The sequence below is a fragment of the Hominimerdicola alba genome, assembly GCF_900112155.1.
Lineage (GTDB): Bacteria > Bacillota > Clostridia > Oscillospirales > Ruminococcaceae > Hominimerdicola > Hominimerdicola alba_D.
Genome location: NZ_FOKQ01000040.1, coordinates 1 through 20406 on the forward strand (window position 1 = coordinate 1; position 20406 = coordinate 20406).

Annotated in this window: 12 protein-coding genes; 3 read left to right on the forward strand and 9 right to left on the reverse strand. The window is 45.6% G+C overall.

Annotated elements, in window-relative coordinates; translation table 11 throughout:
• The first annotated feature begins 304 nt into the window (after positions 1-304).
• Positions 305-2212 (forward strand): glycosyl hydrolase, encoded by a 1908-nt coding sequence (locus BM265_RS16145; RefSeq protein WP_074963038.1) that lies wholly within the window; start codon positions 305-307, stop codon positions 2210-2212.
• Between the two features lie 76 nt (positions 2213-2288).
• Here the strand turns inward: BM265_RS16145 and BM265_RS16150 are convergent, their stop codons facing one another.
• The 4 genes from BM265_RS16150 to BM265_RS16165 form a co-directional block, all read right to left on the reverse strand.
• Positions 2289-4427, reverse strand: a complete 2139-nt coding sequence (locus tag BM265_RS16150; protein ID WP_242940875.1) for an HD-GYP domain-containing protein — start codon at positions 4425-4427, stop codon at positions 2289-2291.
• A 322-nt stretch (positions 4428-4749) separates the two neighbouring features.
• Positions 4750-7101, reverse strand: a complete 2352-nt coding sequence (locus BM265_RS16155) for an HD domain-containing phosphohydrolase (RefSeq protein ID WP_074963025.1) — start codon at positions 7099-7101, stop codon at positions 4750-4752.
• A gap of 28 nt (positions 7102-7129) precedes the next feature.
• Positions 7130-8824 (reverse strand): ATP-binding response regulator, encoded by a 1695-nt coding sequence (locus BM265_RS16160; protein WP_074963026.1) that lies wholly within the window; start codon positions 8822-8824, stop codon positions 7130-7132.
• A gap of 12 nt (positions 8825-8836) precedes the next feature.
• Positions 8837-10975 (reverse strand): HD-GYP domain-containing protein, encoded by a 2139-nt coding sequence (locus BM265_RS16165; protein ID WP_074963027.1) that lies wholly within the window; start codon positions 10973-10975, stop codon positions 8837-8839.
• Positions 10976-11286: 311 nt separating this feature from the next.
• Between BM265_RS16165 and BM265_RS16170 the strand changes: the two genes are divergently transcribed.
• Together BM265_RS16170 and BM265_RS16175 are read left to right on the forward strand one after the other, a co-directional pair.
• Positions 11287-11577 (forward strand): hypothetical protein, encoded by a 291-nt coding sequence (locus BM265_RS16170; RefSeq protein WP_074963028.1) that lies wholly within the window; start codon positions 11287-11289, stop codon positions 11575-11577.
• Positions 11578-11627: 50 nt separating this feature from the next.
• The gene (locus tag BM265_RS16175) at positions 11628-12440 is read left to right on the forward strand and encodes an endo alpha-1,4 polygalactosaminidase (protein WP_074963039.1); all 813 of its coding nucleotides are present in this window, start codon (positions 11628-11630) and stop codon (positions 12438-12440) included.
• A gap of 47 nt (positions 12441-12487) precedes the next feature.
• Here the strand turns inward: BM265_RS16175 and rlmD are convergent, their stop codons facing one another.
• From rlmD to recJ, 5 genes are read right to left on the reverse strand one after another with little or no spacing between them, the layout of a single operon-like run.
• Entirely contained in the window at positions 12488-13852 is a 1365-nt protein-coding gene (rlmD, locus tag BM265_RS16180) for a 23S rRNA (uracil(1939)-C(5))-methyltransferase RlmD (protein WP_074963029.1), read from the reverse strand.
• A complete protein-coding gene (hemZ, locus tag BM265_RS16185) occupies positions 13830-15299 on the reverse strand; it encodes a coproporphyrinogen dehydrogenase HemZ (protein ID WP_074963030.1) in 1470 nt (489 codons plus the stop codon). Before hemZ ends, rlmD begins: the two co-directional genes overlap by 23 nt.
• On the reverse strand, positions 15299-15943 hold the full coding sequence (locus BM265_RS16190; protein WP_081358498.1) for an MBL fold metallo-hydrolase: 645 nt from the start codon (positions 15941-15943) through the stop codon (positions 15299-15301). Before BM265_RS16190 ends, hemZ begins: the two co-directional genes overlap by 1 nt.
• A gap of 6 nt (positions 15944-15949) precedes the next feature.
• Positions 15950-18238 carry a RelA/SpoT family protein gene (locus BM265_RS16195; protein ID WP_081358499.1) on the reverse strand — a complete coding sequence of 763 codons (2289 nt, stop codon included), beginning with the start codon at positions 18236-18238 and terminating at the stop codon, positions 15950-15952.
• Between the two features lie 19 nt (positions 18239-18257).
• A complete protein-coding gene (recJ, locus tag BM265_RS16200; RefSeq protein WP_242940876.1) occupies positions 18258-20306 on the reverse strand; it encodes a single-stranded-DNA-specific exonuclease RecJ in 2049 nt (682 codons plus the stop codon).
• Between the last annotated feature and the right edge of the window lie 100 nt (positions 20307-20406).

A 20406-nucleotide genomic window follows, 5' to 3' on the forward strand; every position in this document is an offset into this window, starting at 1 on the left:
AATGGAGCTGCGCCGACGCCCTGTTATGGATAGGCAGAACGAAGGAAGTTGGGACTTCACGTGACGAATGATCCCGTTGGACAGAGGAGGTTTGCTGCCGTAACGGATATGGGTCGCATCAAGGCTGTCAAAACAGATCTCTCAAGACGTTTTGTTTGCTATACCCTGATAACGTTAAATCCGGCATTCAATGCTTTGGATCATCCATAACTTGGTTCATTTCTTGAACATAACTTTATGAAATACTGAGATTTCGCGAGTATTTACGAGATTTTACAAGATATTTTGAGGAGGGTATATGATCATGAAAAACTATCTGAAAAAAGCTATCTCAGCTTTGGCAGTATGCGCAGTTGCATCTGCCTCGATGTCGGCAGTTATGCCTGTAAATGCTGCAGGTTCAAGTTCTGCTGCCGATACTTTCCCATTCGTAATCGAAGGCGAAGACATGGAGGGCGCTTCACTGTGGACACAGAACTACGGTCCGTCACCAAAAAACAGTTCGGGTAAGGGATTTTTCTACCTGACTAACAGTGGTGCTTCATTCACTGTTAATGTTCCCGAGGACGGTATGTACACCATCACAGCAAGAACTGCCCAGACACTGGATAAAAACGGCAGAATGGAATCCGTTAAGGTAAACGGTGTTAAGCGTATGATGAATATGCCTTATTCCGAGGAATGGACTGATTTCAACTTCGGAAGCTTCCGCCTGAACAAGGGCGAGAACACCATCGAGTTCATCAACGAATACGGGTATATGGCTATCGATAAGGTGACTGTAAGTGTTACCCCAAAGCACGATTATTCGGTTGCTACCGATGAGCTGTCTGACAAGAATGCTACACCTGAGGCTAAGTCGCTGATGAAGTACCTGAAGAGCGTTTACGGCAGCCATATAATCGCAGGACAGCAGGAGATCTACGGTGGCGGTCACAGCAATAACTACGAGTGGGAGAATGAATATCTGGAAGACCTGACAGGCAAAGTTCCTGCTATCAGGGGCGTAGATTTCATGAACTACAATCCGCTGTACGGCTGGGACGACGGCACTACCGAGCGCTGCATCGAGTGGGCAACCAAGAGAAACGGTATCATCACCGCTTCGTGGCACATAAATATCCCCAAGGATTTTGACAACTATGTACTCGGAGAACCTGTGGGCTGGCAGCAGTGCAGCTACAAGAACTATCAGAGCGGCGAGGGTTCCATGAGCTTTGATACAAGAAATGTCGTAGTTAAGGGCACTAAGGAGTATGAATACTTCCAGCTAGCTATGAAAGACCTTGCTGAGCAGCTGCTGAAGCTTCAGGATGCAGGCGTTCCCGTTATCTGGAGACCTCTCCATGAGGCACAGGGCAATGAGGGCAATTACTCCGACGGCACAGCATGGTTCTGGTGGGGCGACAGAGGCGCAGAGACCTATAAGGAGATCTGGAAGCTTCTGTACAAAACTCTCACCGAGGAATACGGTCTGCACAACCTCATCTGGGAATTCAACAGCTATGACTATTCAAATTCCGCAACATGGTATCCCGGCGATGAGTATGTTGATATCGTAGCTTACGACAAGTACAATGTTCAGTACAACCGCGGCGACGGCAAAAACAGTGGACCCAATCTTCTGGCTATAGCCTCAAAGTTCGATTCGCTGTATGCGCTGACAGGCGGCAAGAAGATGATCGCTATGGCGGAAAATGACACCATCCCCGCTGTTGATAACCTGATGGTCGAGGACGCAGGCTGGCTGTATTTCTGCCCTTGGTATGACGGCGGTGAGGACGGCGGTGTGCCTTTCCTCGGACCCGAATATCAGGACATGGACGAGCTGAAAAAGATCTACCAGAGCGACTACTGCATAACTCTCGACGAGCTTCCTGTTGATCTTTACACAAACGGCGGAAACAACGGAGGTAACAACGATCCTCAGAAAGATACTTATCCTAAAAACATCAAGGTAAATTACAGTACGAAGTATCATCAGGTACAGTTCATCTGGGATAAGGTACAGGGCGCTGACAAGTACGGCATCGCTGTATATCTTGCAGGTAAATGGAGAGTCCAGACCTCCAATATCACCACAAACAGCTATGTAACTCCCAAGAACCTTACTCCCGGCATGAGCTACAAGGTAGCTATCGCCGCAAGAGTTAACGGCAAGTGGGATACTGCCAATGCTATCAAGAACGCTGTAAGTGTTACTATCAAGTAATAGCATATTCACAATAATATCAATTGCATAAAAGATACGGGACGACCGCTTTGGCCGTCCCGTATTTTTTGTATATTCAGTTTCTTTTTACGCGGATATCGGAAATTGCACACTGGTCGCCTGTCAGGGCAACGAAAATATCTTTTGTTCCGTCGTTGATGGTTGATACGCTGTGTAAGGCAATGCCGAGATTTTCGGTCTGCATTATGATCTTGTTATCTACCCTCTTTATGGTAACGGTGCAGTCGATGCCCAGCTTGTTCTTTTCAAGCCAGGCTGTCCAGCCTTCAAAATCATTTTTCTGCTCTACGGTTATCTTATTGTCAACATCTTCGGCAGAATCCCAGTTTTCTCCGTTGAGCTTCAAAAGCAGATATTCGCGGTACTCGCTGCCGTATACATTTCCGTCAGATGAATAGAAAAGACAGAAATAAGGACAGTGCCATACAAGGCGTGCCGTCTGATAGCTCATGGTGTGGAATGAAAGCGTCATGCCGTCAAGTATCGGTATACCCTTTGAACTGGAAAGTCTTGGACCGTCAACCTCAACATTTGGTACATCCCCTGTGGGACAATTCTTCGTGTAGGATATTTCCTCAGCTATACGCGGGATAACTTCAGCAGGCGTTTCATGCTCGTCGGTCTCAACCGTGATATTGTGTATCTCACAGTGCTGACCGCTTATAGATACATGGGCATACCTCGAAGTATCAGGCAGAGCCAGAACGACTTCAAATATCTTCCTGCGTGTGGTCACTTTCACAAGAACATGGTCACGGTTTCGTACAGCTTCAACAAAATAAGATTCCTCTGCCGTTTCGGGAACACTATTTTCGTTCTCTCCGCAGTCTTTGTATCGGTGCTCTCTAACGCCATTTGCTGTGACAGTACCGTCAAGCTTTATCCTGGCGTATTCATAGTAAAGAACATCCTTGTTTTTTTCCTCGCCCGGATGAACTCGGCCGTCAAGAGAATCAAATATCACAAGGGTGGGTATACAATCCTCAGCAGTGAAACCTTTATCAGGAAGACTGCAAAAACTAATAGAAGCTTTCTTTCTTGTGATGACAACACCGTCAGTACAGTTATCATAGATAGTTCCGCAGTGGATACCCAGTGGAGCTGTCATGTTTGAGCCTGCTATCCTTTCCTGCATCTCGTATTCGCTGTCGAGGTCGATAAGGCGGATCATAATCTTGGCAAATTCGGGATCGAACTGAGTTCTCAAACCCTTTACAAGTTCCTCACGGACAATATGCTGAGGTATAGCGTCACGGTAGCTACGTTTTGAAGTCATAGCATCATAGGCATCCGCAACGGCGATTATCCTTGCTGTCTCCGGGATATCAGTGCCTTTGAGATTTTTCGGATAACCCTTGCCGTCATACCTCTCATGATGATACATAGCTCCCGTCACAAGATATGGACATTCGTGAATGCTTTCAAGTATCTGAGCGCCCAATGCAGGATGCTGTTTAATTATCTCGTACTCCTCATCGGTAAGCTTGCCCACCTTATTGATTATATCACTGGGGACACCTATTTTTCCAACATCGTGCAGCAGTGCGGTGAAGTATATCTCTTCGCACTCTTTCCTGCTTTTGCCGTATTCCTGAGCTATCTTTTTTGAATACTCTGCTACTCTGGCAGAATGACCGTGAGTGTAGGTATCCTTGGCATCGATAGCGTTTACCAGCGCCGTTGCTGTCTGCTCAAACATACGGTGCATGGTCTTGTTTTCTTCTTCCTTGCTGAACAGATTGCTCTGGAAAATTATCAGTATATAAATAACGCTGCCCACAATGAAAAAAGCGGCTAAAGTGTCAAAATAGTTTCCCTCTCTCGAATAGCTGATGACAAGATCTTGGTTACAGTAGCCTATTGTCCATGTGATCGCAGTAACTGCCGCGTTCATAATCAGCATAGCTATCCTGAATCTGCCATCAAGTATAAGTGCAATATAGATCGTGCCAAGCATAAGCCATATGGGCGTACCCCCTGCTTCACCACCGTTTGTGAAAAACATGGAAGGCAAGAAGATAAACACAAGTATGAAAGAGATCACTTTTCTTGCGCGGTCTATCCTCTGCCTGCGTATAGCGTAGCTGATGTAAGAGAAGAAGAACAATGTACCTGCAATAGTCGATAAAGTAGCTGTCAGCGGTTCGTGCATGATGAGCCCGCAGGGTATCGCCGCAAGCAGTGCAAAGAGCACGACAGCTGAAAATAGAAGAAACGAGCGCTTTTTTATATCAATAGTCGAATCATATACGTATTGGTACAGATATTGCAAATTATTCCTTATCTTTTTTATCATACCATTTTCCCTCGCAGAAAGACTGTCTGACCGTTGAGCTGAAGATCCGATGTATCACTCAACTTAATACTATAATTATAACATATTCTTGACATAATATCAATACTTTTTTGAAGAAAATATAAATTAATAATTAACGATATCATATTCCCTGCTGTAAAGTTTTAAGCAAAAAGTCTGCCCCGTTTTTCGGAACAGACCTTTCAGCGTTTTTTGCTATTTATAAGAATCTAATATCAGTCAGCGCTACCTGATCTCCTGTCAGTGCGGCATACACCTTTGCAGAACGGTCAACTGTGGTTATGCACTCTATCTCGATGCCAAGATTATTCGTTCTGACAATTATCCTGTTATCTCTGCGTTCAAAGTTCACTTCACATTCCATTCCTTTACGATTGTTCTCTTTCCACACGTCCCAACCGGGAAAATCCTCTTTCTTTTTCACACTGAAACTGTTCTGCCCAAGGCTGTTTATCTCCTCGTTCTCGCCATTCAATTTAATAAGGGCGTATTCAAGGTAATTGGCACCATTTACCGTGCCGTCATCCGAATAAAACAGCACTATATAAGGGCAGTGCCATATAAGATTTGCGCCGGGCAAGCTCATGGTATGAAAAGCAAGCCTGAATTTGCAGTCTATCTCAATGCCATCAGTGGATACCGACCTTGTGCGGTCTATCTGGATATTCTTCATATCGGATTCCAGATGGTCGGTATAGCTGATGGTTTTGGCTATCCTCGGGATATCACCATCGGAAACGGTAAATCCTGTAGTCTCAACTCTTATATCAGAGATATCGCAGTGCTCACCTGTTATGCCTATGTATGCCGACCTTGAACCATCAGGCAGGGCGATAATTATCTCCTTGGTGAGTTCGGGACTGCCCATCACAAGGCGGATATGATCCTCATACTTAGCCGCTGTGACATTGTACCTGCTTCCTCCCGCATTTTCCTTTTTATCCATTTTTGTCACTTCTATTCTGCGGGTGCCAGTGGATATCATATGTTCATCAAACCAGAATTCGCCGTACTCAAAGTAGTGGTATTCCCTTATGGTCTTCTCGTTGCGGTGCACACGGTCATCAAATGAATCGAAAAGGATTATGGAGGGAGCGCTGAACACATTATCGCCGTCTTTGTTTGGCACACAGTCAAAGCTGATTATCTTGGTATCGCTTTCAACAGATACGCCAAGGGAAACTTTGTCGCGATATATGCCGCAGGACAAAGAAGTTTCCATCACAGGTCTTCCTTCCCCCGAATCATTTTTTATGTTCTTATCGATTATTTTCACCATTATCTCAGCAAAGGCGGGATCAAACTGTTCACCCGAACCCTTTACAAATGCTTCGCGGGCTACAAAATCGGGACGTGCGCCGCGGTACCTTTTCTTGGTGGTCATGGTAACATAGGCGTCAGCCACGGCAACTATCCTTGCTATCTCCGGGATATCGGTGCCTTTAAGACCCTCGGGATAGCCTGTGCCATTGTACCTTTCGTGGCTGTAATAAGCGGCTATACCGAGATAGGGATACTCAGTTATACATGAAAGTATCTCTCTGCCGATGATCGGCTTTTGCTTTATAAGTTCCCTGTCAGCTGTATCAGGCGAATTGTTATTTATTACACGGTCGGGGATGCCTATAAGTCCCACGTCATGTAAAAGTGCTGCATAGTAGGCTTTTTCGCAGCACTCTTCGCTTTTCCCGCTCATTTTGGCTATCATTCTGGCATACTCTGCCACACGCACCGCATTGCCTTTAAGATAGTCGTCCTTTTTCTCAACGGCGGAAACGAAAGCTGTAGCAGTCTGGTCAAATATCTTCTGCATTCGCTTCTGCTCACTCTGCATATACTCTATCTCCAGCTCGTGCATTCGCTCGACTGTATCATTGATATCGATATAAGTGGATATATATAGGGATACAGACACAGCCACCATAGACATATTCACTATGGATATGCCGTATATGAATATCTGCAGAATCCCGCAGATTATCGGCACAAAAAGGTACAGGGTCAGTGTGATGAACATCTGCCTGCTGAAAAGTGCTCTGTGCTGAACTATGACCGTGTAGAGTATCACAGGAGTGATCACAGGAGTAATATAGGCTATAAGGAAACCATTGCCCCTGTGATATAGGTTGCTTTCATCAAAATAGTAGTATAGGTCTGTCAGTGCCGCCACAACTGCAAGTATCATTCCAAGGACGGTTACTGCTCCAACTATTTTCATTCGCTTCGGCAGTTCTTCAAGCTGAGCTTCTTCTGTAAGGATACCGCCAAGATATCTGTAAAAACCGAAGACCACTGCCGGTGTCAGGAAAAATACCATAAAATTGCTTATCCTGACCATATAATAACCTGTCATGGTCTCATCGCCTGCGTATATGTACGCCAGCCTATCGAACCACAGCAGGAACAGGGCTATGACCTCCATAAGGATTATATCCCTCTTGCGGCGTTTGGTGATAGACCTTGTCAGCAGCAGCAGCATGATAAGTATACCGCAGGAACCGCATAGAAAAAGCATTATATTCAATTGATGATCTCTTATAAGCTCGATCATTTGCTACAACTCCTTCGGATAGACATAATCAGTTCAGTCTGCTGAGTTTATCTTTGTAGGCTCCGTACATTCTCAGAAACTCATTTATATTGGCATCGATAAATTCTCTGTCTTCGCTGTGGGCGGCTCTTTCCATCTCATCCCCGAACCTTGAAAGCTCCAGTGCACCGATTATCCTGGCTGAACGGCTCATGGAATGTATCTTGACATTAAGATGCATCATATCATTGTTTTCATACAGCCCGCGGATAGTCTTTATATTATTATCTATAGTCGCTGCAAACATTCTAAGTGCTGTGATATAGGTCTGTATACCGCCCGAATTTCTGATGCCGTCAGCGGCTGAAATGCCCTCGGTATCGTTCAGCCAACCCAGATCCCAGGGCATTTCCCTTGGTTCGGCGTTATCCTGCGTTTCAGGCGGATCCTGCTTGATTCTGGGTGGGATATGTTTTAGTATAGTCCTTTCAAGGGTCACACCGTCAACAGGTTTGGGAAGATATCCTGTAAAGCCTATGGCTGTATAGTACATCTCCCTTGAAGCTGAATTTGATGTCAGCAGATATATCGGCAGGTCAGGATTTTTGGTGCGCATCTTTTTTATTATCTCAGCGGCGTTTTCGGGGATAAGCATCTGGTCGATGAATACCACGCTGAAAAGTGTATCCTTTATCCTGTCGATGCAGTCCTCGATACTTGAGGCTGAGGATACGAAAACATCGGTATCTTTCAGCAGACCCTTGATTATCTTCAGGCTCATGGGATCGTTGTCGATAACAAGTATATCAGCATCGGGAGCAATGAACTGCGGGATATAAGGGCCTCTCCCCGCAATGCCGCGGGGACCCGTTATATCTCCAACAGGGGTCTGATCTATCATTTTCTGTGGAATGGTAAGTATGAACTCCGCACCCTTGCCGTATTCACTTTTGCAGACAAGTTCTCCTCCCATCATCTCAGCAAATTTTCGTGATATATCCAATCCCAGGCCTGTGGCAGTCTTCTGGTTTATCGCTGTTTCATCAAGACGCTCATACACGGCGAAGATCTTTTCTTTTTCTTCGGGAGTAAGACCTTTTCCCGTATCCCTAACGGAATAGCTTATCTTGCAGATATTGTTCTCTCTTTCAAGCATCGAAACAGTGAACACCACGCCCCCTACATCGGTATATTTCGCTGCATTGGAGAGAAGATTTGTAAGTATCTGTGTTATCTTGTCAGTATCGCCGTACATCTCTGAGGGCAGCAGTTCATCTATATCAGCCTTGAAATACAGGTCTTTTTCAGAACATCTGCCCTGTACTTTGTTTATCAGCGAGCGGAGCATATCCTTTGTATCATACTCCTGCTCTTCAAGATGAGCCTTACCGGATTCGATATCCGACATGGCAAGAAGATCGTTGATGAGAGCCACAAGGGATTCGGAGGCATCTCTGATATCAAAACAGTAGTTCATTATCGACATGAAGTACTGGGTAGGGACATTCTCTGCATTTTCTCTCATAGCCATCTCGTTCATGCCGACAATAGTATTTACAGGTGTGAGCAGCTCATGGGATATATTTGCAAGGAACCTTGTCTTTGCGGCATTGGCTGCCATGACCTCCGCCTTTGCTTTTGAAAGCTCTTCTGTCTGTCGGCGTATAACGAAAGCCATCATGATCAGCCACACCAGCAGACCTGCTGCGGCTGCGGCAATAAGGATAATTATCACTGTATGCATGATGAACCTCCCTTATACTTGATCATACTTTCTGAGTACCTTCTTGACTTCATCAAGAGAATCCATAAACGCCTCAACACATTTGGGGTCGAACTGAGTGCCGTTTCCTTCTTCGATTATGGAAAGAGCCTTATCCAACGGGAATGCCGGCTTATACACACGGGGTGAAGTCAGGGCATCGAAAACATCTGCCACTGCCATTATCCTTGCGGAAAGCGGTATCACCTCACCGTGGAGCCCCTCAGGATAACCCTTTCCGTCCCAGCGTTCGTGGTGGTAAGCCGCCATATTTCTCGCTTCTTTCAGATAGCTGTCACCCTCGACAGTTTCAATGGCGTGTTCCATTATCTTTTTGCCTGCGGTTGTATGGGTCTTCATGATCTCATATTCCTCAGGTGTAAGCTTTCCCGGCTTGTTGAGAACGCCATCGGGGATATTTATCTTACCCACATCATGGAGAGGTGCTGAACGCACAACGTCTGACATGAATTTCGGTGTTATCTTTTCGGCATAGTAGCCCTTTTCTTTAAGACCGCTAACTATTATCCTGACATAAGCCGCTGTCTTCTGGATATGATCGCCAGTATCGGAATCGCGGTTTTCCACCATATCCGCCATGGTTATGATAAGACCGTCCTGCATCTTCAATGTGGAATCCGAAAGCCTGCGTATGCTTCGCATCTGTTCAGACTGATTGAGGGTCATGGTACACAATGACTGATAAAGCTGTTCTATCTCATCACCGGTATGTATCTTAAGTCGTCTTATCTTCCTGACATCGTCGTCAAGGGTTTCCTGGTCATTACCTGACTTTGATATCTTATCTATTTGCATAGTTATGGATCTCAACGGGAAGATGATATGATAATCCGTCAGCCAGATGACAAATGCACATATGATTATAAGGAAACTGAAAAAGACGGATATCATCTCCGTAAGGAAGTTGTGCTTATTCTTGATAAGCATTTCTACATCAACATCAGCGATGGCATAACACTGGCATTTACCTTCTGAATCGTAAACAGGCTCTGAAGCCGTAAGCAAATGACCGTACTCGTCATCGGTGATTATAGGTTCCACAGGCTCTCCTGCCATAAGTTCCGGCATATACGGTTCAAATCCTGAATCATAGGGCAGAACATCTCCTATCACATCTGCGGGGGTATCATCTGTTTCGACATCGAATACCACATGAAATCCATCGAATTCCATTCGGTAGACATACAGGTATTTTATCTCGGGAGAGCTGTAAAGGATATCTTCAAGCAGCTGATGAGCTTCGCGGTATTCCTCTGTATCTCCGCCAGATGTGAAAAATCCCTCGATCTTATCGCCGTCCAGCTCTTTAGCCGCAAGCTTGGCAGTTCCCTGCGCTATGGCGATATGCTGGTTGATCATTGATTTGTAGTATACCCTTACACTTATGTAAGTACCCACAGCCGCCACAGTCGAAAGGGATATCAGCAGAACTATCAGCATTTTTATACGCATGGAAACAGCGCGGTTATCTGACCTGTCCATTTCTATGACTTCAACTCCGGTTGTGGGAGTCTGCTTCCAGCCGGTGAACCTGAACATACTGCTGAATTTTACGGGTATAAGCCGATAAATAAGCTCTGCGATAATGACTGTGAGGGTCTTATCTAAAAAGTTCGTGGCAGTGTTGGATATCATATAAGAAATAAAAGGTCCGACAAAACCTGTTTTATTGATCTCACCGGAAAGAGATTCACTGTCAAGGGCAAGTCCGTCCATATACCAGGGTATAACAGCACCGAATATACCTGAGATCAAGGTCAGCGACAGTGCAAGGGCTAAAAGTCCGCTGGGCTTTTTAAGCTTTTTGCGTTCGGAAAGATATGAGGCGGCAACTGCTATCATCACGTTTATAACGCCGTAATACAACGAAGAAGGCTGTGAAAAGCTGATGATGAAATTAGTGGCAAATCCCACAAGTACGCCGGGGAGCGTACCGCCGAGGACAGCAGCAAGCACAGTCCCTATGGTATCAAGATAAAGCGATACAGGCAGTTCAACCCTGGAAACCAGATTATTGAACGAAAGATTTATTAGTACGCAGGCTATACATAGTATAAGCGGCGCCAGATTATGTTTATTATTTTTGACAGGTGCGGTTTTACGTTTTAACACTCAGTATGGCACCTCCATTATGAATGAACTTTTTTTAGTGATAGTCTGTTGAAATATACTAATTAATTATAACACATTCATTCACATTTTGTCAAATAAAATTTCATTTATTTAAATCATTTACGTAATTAAATTGTATAAATGCGCCGACTGATACAGTCTGTAAGTAATGACAGAGGAAATGTGTCACCTTTAATTGGGAAAGTTCTGACCGAACGTTCAAGAACTAACTAAACTATCGGGGTTGATTTTCACCCGGGAATATGATATAATTTAATAATATAAAACCATCAACATTAGGAGGAAGATCAATGCTTCACGGATATTTTGACCTGCCTACCTTCTATTTTTTTGAGGAAGGCAACATCTGGACGGGCAGTCTTTATACAAATTTCAACTATCGCATAACGCCGAAAAAGTCAGATGAAAAGAAAGAGCTGAAAGTCGATGTGTGGTACGGCACCAAGTGCTTCGATGTAACAGAGGAGCTTGTAGCACAGTTTTCGGAGGAATATTCAGCTGAGGGGCTTGAAGCATGCATCGCAGACCTTACCAAGGAATTTGAGCATTTCAAGGAAATACGAAAGGAAAAGGGATTTTGATCAAATTACATAAAAAAGCCTTTCTCAGCACAGCAATATGCTGTTTTGCAATGACGATGATGACATCCGCCTGCGGCAGCGACAGCGGGATAAAGTACCGCTACGGCGTATTTTTAGGAGCTTCACCCGATGATGTGAAGTACATGGAAGAATATGAAAAGGTCGTTATCGATGCGCAGTATTTCACCACCGAAGAGATATCCGCCCTGAAAGAATCAGGGCACACGGTGTACAGCTACATCAATCTCGGTTCAGTTGAGGATTTCCGCCCCTATTACAAGGATTACGAAGGCATCACCCTGGGAGTATACGAGAACTGGGAGGAAGAACGATGGGTCGATGTTTCAAAGGCTGAATGGCAGAGTTTTGTGGTGGATGAACTGGCGGTCGACATCGTAGGCAAAGGCGTTGACGGTTTGTTCGTTGACAACACCGACGTTTACTACCACTACCCTAACGATGAGATCTTCGACGGTGTGACGAATATTCTGAAAGGCTTCAAAAATCTTGATACCTATGTGATCATCAACGGCGGAGATGCTTATGTTACCGAGTATGGAAAGCGAAATTCCGAACTTGACAGCATCATGGACGCTGAAAATCAGGAAACGATCTTCAGCAAAATAAACTGGGACGACGAGACTTTCACATCAAACGATAGCTCCGAGACCGCCTATTTTCAGGATTATGTCGATCTCGTCAGCGGTTACGGCAAAGATGTTTACCTGCTTGAATACACCACAGATAGCAAACTTATCAGTAAGATCGATGATTACTGCACCGAAAAAGGCTACACGTATTATGCCTCTGATAAGCTTGAACTTCTTGCGCCCGCTCAGAAAAAAGGATCACAGAAAAAATAAAAGTTCCGATAGTTCAGTCTATCGGAACTTTTTTATTATCGGAAAAATTAGCTTTTGCGGGTCAGCAGGATAAGGGTCTCAACGCTTGTGGTGCGTGGGAATAGATCAAATCCCATGACCTTATCACAGCTGTAGCCAAGTTCACCGAGAATAGCACAGTCGCGGGCGGCTGTGGTGTGATTGCAGGATATCATCACTATCCTGTCGGGTGACATCTTAGCCATATACTCCAACGAAGCCCTGTCACAGCCCTTTCGCGCAGGGTCAGCGATTATCACATCGGGACGTTCGCCGCGCTCATACAGTACTTTCGCCACTGTTCCCGCATCGCCGCAGATGAATTCGGCGTTTGTGATTCCGTTGGCTTTCGCATTAACATTGGCGTTATCTATGGCTGCCTGAATGACTTCAACTCCGACAAGTTTTTTTACTTGTCTAGCCATTGAAAGTCCTATCGTACCTGTTCCGCAATAAAGGTCAAGCAGGGTCGAATCCTCAGAAAGTCCGGCAAATTCGGCGGCTTTGTAGTACAGCAGTTCAGCCTGCTGAGTGTTGACCTGATAGAACGACAGCGGAGAGATGGAGATAGTATTCCCGCACATGGTATCGGCTATGGTGCCGTCACCAATGAGAGCTTTCATTTTGTTTCCCAGAATAACGTTGGTATTTCTGGGATTTTCGTTCAGCACAACTGTTCTGATATCGGAAAATTTCTCCGCCAGCAGCGATGCAAGCTTAGAAAAGACAGCCGCCTTTTTAAAATCGGTGACAACGAGACAGACCATTATCTGTCCCGAATATGCTCCACGTCTTAAATAAATGTGCCTTAAAAGTCCTTTCAGCGCCACTTCGTTATAAGCAGGGATATGATGTTCGTTGACAAAAGCCATGATAAACTCAACTATCTCAGTGAAGATCTCAGGCTGGAGTCGGCATCCGGTATATTCCACTACGCGGTGAGAACGTCTTGCGTAAAATCCGCAGACGGCTTTTCCGTTATCATCGGCAACAGGGTACTGAGCTTTATTTCTGTAAAGGTCAATGTCTTTACACCCGCAAAATGGCAAATATTCAGGTGAAAGCTTGCCTATCCGCTCAAAAGAATCACGGATAAATTTATCCTTGGCAAGAGATTCAGCCTCATAGCTGATATGCCTGAAAGAACAGCCACCGCAATACTTGCTTACAGGACAATCGGATTCGATCCTGTCTTCGGAAGCTTTTATCAAGCTTTCAACCCTGCCATAGCAAAAAGAGCTTTTCACCTTAACGATCCGACAGCTGATAACATCACCCACAGCCACCGCAGGTACGAAGATAGTGATGCCGTTGTAATGCCCGACGCCGTTGCCGTCATTGGAAATATCTGTTATTTCAAGTTCTATAAGATCATTTTTTCTGAGAATTTCCATAAAATTCCTCAATTACATCCTTTCTGGAAAGCATAAGATCAAAATGCTTGTTGTATTCAAGCGGGAATTTATAGTTGAAAACACGTTCCAGCCTGTCGGGATAGTCTACAAGCTTGGTTGAAGCCCCTGCGCCAATGGCGAGGATAGTCTGGACTTCCTCCATGATGTAGATATTGTAAAGACTTTCATGCCCGGGCTTTGACCAGCCAATGTTTTCAAGATTTCCGACCATATTTTTCTGCCTGTACAGATAATATGGCAAATAGCCGCACTCCCAGAGACGTTTTGTGGCATGATCCACCATCTCATCAGTGGGGTTTTTGAGAACTTCCTTATCCCCCTGATTCAGCAGTGCCGCCCTCTTTATCGAAAGGGTATGTACTGTGAAGTTCTCAGGTGACAAGTTGAGCAACTTGTCGATAGTATCCGAAAAGCTTTCAAAAGTATCATTTGGCAGACCTGCGATAACATCGGTATTGATGCAGGAAAAGCCTATTTTGCGTGCCAGATCGTAGCTGTCATAAAACTGTTCTACACTGTGAGAACGTCCTATCGCAGCAAGGACATCAGGGTTAAGGCTCTGGGGATTTATTGAAATTCGTGTACAGCCGTTTTCCTTGATAGTCCTAAGCTTTTCCTCAGTGATGGTGTCGGGTCTTCCCGCTTCGACGGTATATTCCCTCACCGATGACATATCGAAACTATGCTCGATGCACTTCATTATCGCCGCAAGCTGTGAAGCTTCTATGGAAGTCGGTGTACCGCCGCCGAAATAGACGGTGTCCAGTTTCAGCCCGAGATCCTTGGTTATCAGCGCTGTATGCCTTATCTCACGGCACATTTTGTCGATATATTCGGGAATAAGTTTTCTGCCGCTGTCCAGGGTCTGGGAAATAAATGAGCAGTAAGAACACCTGGTGGGACAGAATGGTATGGACACATAAAGGCTGAAAGACTTCTTGTCCAGAGTGTCAAGTATCTGCTTCTGTGTGTTGGCTGTGGCAAATGCGATATCGCATTTTTCCGTACTGCACAGGTATTCTTCTTGCAAGCGTGAGTATATCTCATCCTTGTTACAGCCCTCATTCAGCCATGTATTTACCCTTTTCACGGGTCGTATACCGGTAAGCACACCCCATTTTGGAACAATGCCAGTTATCTCCGACAGAACTTTGTACAGTATACGTGACAAGTATAATTCCTTGTCAATATTTAGAGAATCTGGTTTGTAAAGCAGTTTGCCTTGTCGTTTCTTAACACCTTTATAACTGCATATCACGTACATCAATACGGTTCTATCTGTTTCCTTGACCCTTGCAAACACGTAGTCATCGGAAACATCGGTGTTGTCCGCATACTTATGCTCGAACCTTGTGGCAGGTATGAAAAGTTTCAGCACACCCTCCAGCTCGTATTTGTAGTCGTTACCGCTGAGAATTAGCGTCATCAGTAGCCACCGCCCGCATTCTCCCTGAGATATGGGTTGTACTTTCTCTCGGTGTCGAGGGTTGTAGTGCCCATGTGTCCGGGGTAGATTGTGAGGTCGCCGCCCAAATCAGCTATGCGGCTCAAGGATTTTTTCATCTGCTGGAAGTTACCGCCCTCAAGGTCGGTACGTCCTATGGACCTGCTGAACAAGGTATCTCCCGAAAACATCGCATCACCGCAGATATAGCATACCGAACCCGGAGTATGTCCCGGAGTTTCAAGTATGTCAAATTCCAGTTCGTCAAGGCGCAGGATATCGTTCTCGGTGAAAAGCTTGACGTCGCCGTTATAGCACTTATAGCCCTTAGACCTGAAAAGTGTTGCCAGCATCTCATCGCCTGTGCGGAGCATCTTCTCGTCCAGCGGGTGGATATACACATCACATCCCGTAGCCTCAACCAGATCTGCCACAGCACCGATATGGTCAAAATGACCATGAGTCAGAAATATCTGTTTCAGCGTGCAGTTGTTCGCTTTCAGTTCTTCTAATATATAAGGCGCATCGTAAGGCGCATCTATCAGCACAGCATTGTTCTGCTGGCTGATGACCAGATAGCTGTTGGTCTCACAGATGCTCAGCGGCTTTAATTTGATTACTCTCATTACGACCTACTTTCCGCTTCTCTCGACAGAGATGACATTCTTTATCTTCTGAAGCTTGCTCATAACAGTTTTAAGCTGATCCATGCCCGCTATGCTGACGGTTATCGACATTAGCGCGTTGCCGTTTTTAAGCTCGCGGGAGGTTGATTCGTAGATGAATACGTTTATCATCGCCAGTGTCGATGATACGTCAGCCAGCAGACCTATTCTGTCAACCGCCACGATATCCAGCGTTGTTTTGAAATAGGTGGTATTGTTCTTGCCGCTGGTCTGTGCCCAGGTGACATTCACCCAGCGCTCTGCATTTTCGCCCTTTTCCAGCTGAGTGAGATAATTCACGCAGTCCTTTTTGTGAACAGATACACCGTGACCTCTGGTGATGAAACCTATTATCTCGTCACCCGGCAGAGGGTTACAGCACTGTGCGAACTTTATCATACAGTCCTCAATGCCGTCCACCACAACACCCGACGATGATTTAACTGGCTTTACCAGCTGTTCTTCGGGTTCTTCAGCCTTTTCACCGTACTTCTTGTTGTATGAATCCTTCAGCCTCTGCATCAGCTTTGAAAGCTGAACACCGCCGTAACCGATGGCTGCAAGGAAATCATCAAGTGTGTCGCAGTTGTGGCGCTTCATATCCAGATGCAGGAACTCTTCAAGCTCGTCCTCGGGCACACGTATCATGTGCTTTCTGAACTCTCTTTCAAGGGCTGCCCTGCCCTCAAAGATGTTCTCCTCGCGGCGCTCTTTCTTGAACCATGAGCGTATCTTGGACTTAGCTTCGTTGGTCTTGGCGATATTAAGCCAGGACCTGCTGGGTCCGTGACCGGGCACATTTGAGGTAAGTATCTCGATTATCTCGCCTGTGCTGATCTTATGGTCATAGGATACCATCTTTTCGTTGACCTTTGCGCCGCTCATGCGGTGTCCGACCTCGGTATGTATAGCATAAGCAAAGTCGATTACAGTTGAACCAACAGGCAGGGTTATCATGTCGCCCTTGGGTGTGAACGCAAAAACGTCCTCGGGAGAAAGGTCACTCTTTATCGCCCTTACTATCTCCTCAACGTCGTTGGATTCTTTCTGGTTCTCGATTATCTGCCTTATCCACGCAAGGCGCTTGTCGTCCTTTGCGTTGCTCTTTACGCCCTCTTTGTATTTCCAGTGAGCAGCGATTCCGTATTCAGCCAGACGGTGCATATCCCATGTTCTTATCTGTACTTCAAAGGGTATGCCCTCTCTGCCGATTACAGTGGTGTGCAGTGACTGGTACATATTCGCCTTTGGGGTGGAGATGTAGTCCTTGAATCTGTTGGGTATGGGCTTGAACATATCATGTATAATGCCAAGCACGTTATAGCACTCGTTTACGGTGTTTACAATGACCCTGACAGCGTATCTGTCATATATCTCATCGATGTCCTTGCCGTCGCGGTATACCTTTTTATAGATGCCGTAGTTGCTCTTAACTCGACCGGAAACTGTTGGTGCGGGCTTGAATTCCTTGGCAAGGCGCTCTGCTATCTTGTCCTTGATACTCTCCACCAGAGCTTCACGGCTGTCACGGCGCATAGCCATCAGCTGTTCAATCTCCTCATGGGCAAAGGGGTCAAGATAGAAAAAGGCAAGATCTTCCAGCTCGTCCTTTATGGAACGTATACCAAGTCTGTGAGCGATGGGCGCATAGATATTCATGGTCTCGCGGGCGATAGTTCTTCTCTTGTCATCACGGCAGAAATTCAGCGTGCGCATATTGTGAAGCCTGTCAGCCAGCTTGATTATGATAACTCGGATATCCTCGCTCATGGCAAGGAGTATCTTTCTGATGTTCTCGGCTTTCTGCTCGTCCTTAGTGAATATCTCCACCTCGCCCAGCTTTGTGACGCCGTTTACCAGCATGGTAACATCTATGCCAAACATTTTATGCAGCTGTTCAAGAGTGCAGTCGGTATCCTCAACCACATCATGCAGAAGTGCCGCGCAGACGGTATCTGTATCCATGCCCAGTTCAAGCAGGATATAACCTACTGCTATGGGATGAGATATATAAGGCTCTCCCGATTCTCTCTTCTGGTCATGATGATACTTTTCGGCAAGTTCGTAGGCAGATACGATCTTTGAAAGGTCGTACTGCTTTTCGCTGTCTATCACCTTCTGGATTATCATATCTATGGTATATACCTGCCTGCTGGCTTTAAGTATATACGCAGGTATGGGCAGACTTCCCTCTGCTGTTTCATAAGTGCTTTTTCTAGGCACTTCGTCACCGTTGGTTCGATTATTCTCAGACATAAGCTTTTACACCCTCTCATTAATTTTCTTCAGTCATTTTCCTTAACTTCACAAGTGTATCCGATTCTTCCAGCTCCACTTTTTTGTGGGCAGGAAGCATATTTATCATCATAGTCGCCCCGTCATAAGATATCAGCTCTTTATCCCTGAAAATATCTATGATTATCCTGAGCTTGCAGTAGTTCATGCTGTCGCTTGAAAGTCTCATAAACAGAGCATCAAGGCTTATCTCCCTGACATTGTTGAGGTACTTGTACACTTCCACAAGTTCAGCACGTTCGGGGATGACCTTTTTAACAAAGCTTACGGGGACTTTCTCGCCGTTGAATATCTTCTCGTAGGTATCCTTTGCAGCGAAGTATCTCTCCTGCTTAACACCGCTGAGTCTGTGATCGACCACTTTCACCGAAACTGATTCCTTGCCGTTGAAGACGTTTATATCCAGCTCCACCATCATATCGATGAGGTCGCCCTTGGCGAAACACAACTTTGTTGGGTCCTGTCCGAACATCAATGCATAAGCGTTAGTTCTGCCGTAGCTGAAAGCCACCTTTGTATGGGCATTTTCTTTCAGCCCGATTATATCTGTAACTCTCGCACCCAGTATGGCAAAAAGAGGCTTGGCGTTGCCCTCGCCGATGGGTTCAAGAACGCTCAATCCCTTGACCATTTCAACGTCGATATCCGCCGGCATCAGTACCTTATCCGCATAAAGTGTCTTGACTGCGGGCTTTTCTATACCGGCAGCAAATTCATAGACCTTTGCCCTGAACTTTTCGATATCCTCTTCTTTCAGCGAAAAACCGCCTGCACATTCGTGTCCGCCGAATTTTGTCAGCAGATCGGCGCAGTAGGTCAGACAGCTGTGTATATTCAGCCCCTTTACCGACCTCGCAGAACCTCTCGCCATGCCGCCATCTTCGATGGAGATTATTATGGCAGGCTTGCTGTACTTATCCAGTATCTTTGAAGCCACGATACCGATAACACCGTGATGCCAGCCTTTTCCCGCCAGCACGATGACCCTGTGATCAAGGACACTGGGATTATCCCTTATGTAGTCCTCGATATCTTTCATGATATCCTGTTCACACTTTTTGCGCTGGGTGTTCAGGGTTATCATGGTGTCAACGTAACTTTCCGCATCTTCGGGATCTTCGCTGAGTATTGCTTTAACAGCTGTCAGCGGCGAACCAAATCTGCCAGAAGCGTTTATAACAGGTCCTATCCTGAAACCGATATGGTCGGAAACTATCTTTGTCCTGTCGATCTTCAGCTTGTCCAGAAGTATACCCAGACCTGCATTTTCGGTATTCGGCAGATATCTGAAACCGGATTTTACCAGAGTCCTGTTCTCACCTTTCAGCGGTACGATATCAGCCACTGTGCCAATGGAGCAAAGATCGGAATACTGTTCCAGAACCGCGTCGTAGTTTCCGCCGTCAAGCGCCGCACAGAGTTTCAGTGCAACACCTGCACCGCAGAGGTCTTTGAAACTGCTGGGGCAGTCGGGGCGGTGGGGGTCAACTATGGCTTCTGCATCGGGAAGAACTTCGCCAACCTGATGGTGGTCGGTGACAACAAGTTTGATTCCAAGCTCACGGCATTTCTTTGCTTCTTCCACGGAAGAAATGCCGTTATCCACCGTAACTATGAGCTTTACGTCCTTTTCGGCAAGCTCCTCTATCGCCGGGATATTCATGCCGTAACCCGCTTCTCGCTCGGGGATATAGTACATGACATTCGCGCCCATGCTTTCAAGATAATTGAAAAGTATCGAAGTCGAAGTTATACCGTCGCAGTCATAGTCGCCGTAAACGCAGATAAGTTCGTAGGCATCAACAGCCTGTTCAATGGTTTCAACAGCCTTGTCCATGTCCTTTATGGCAAACGGGTCTTCAAGCTCCTGCTCGGTAAAAAAGCTTACAATACTATCCTCATCATCTATTCCTCGGGCGGAAAGAATCTCAAGCACCAGCCTGTTAAGGTCGGTCTTTTTCAAGAAATATTCGACCTTTTCGGCATCGGGCTTGCCTATCCTCCACTTGAACATCAACACTACCCCCATTTTAAAATGATTTTCTTTAAATTATACCATATCTTAAGGTTTTTTACAAGAGTAAATTAATTAAATTTATTATTATATATAACAAAAGGAAAGAAAAAGC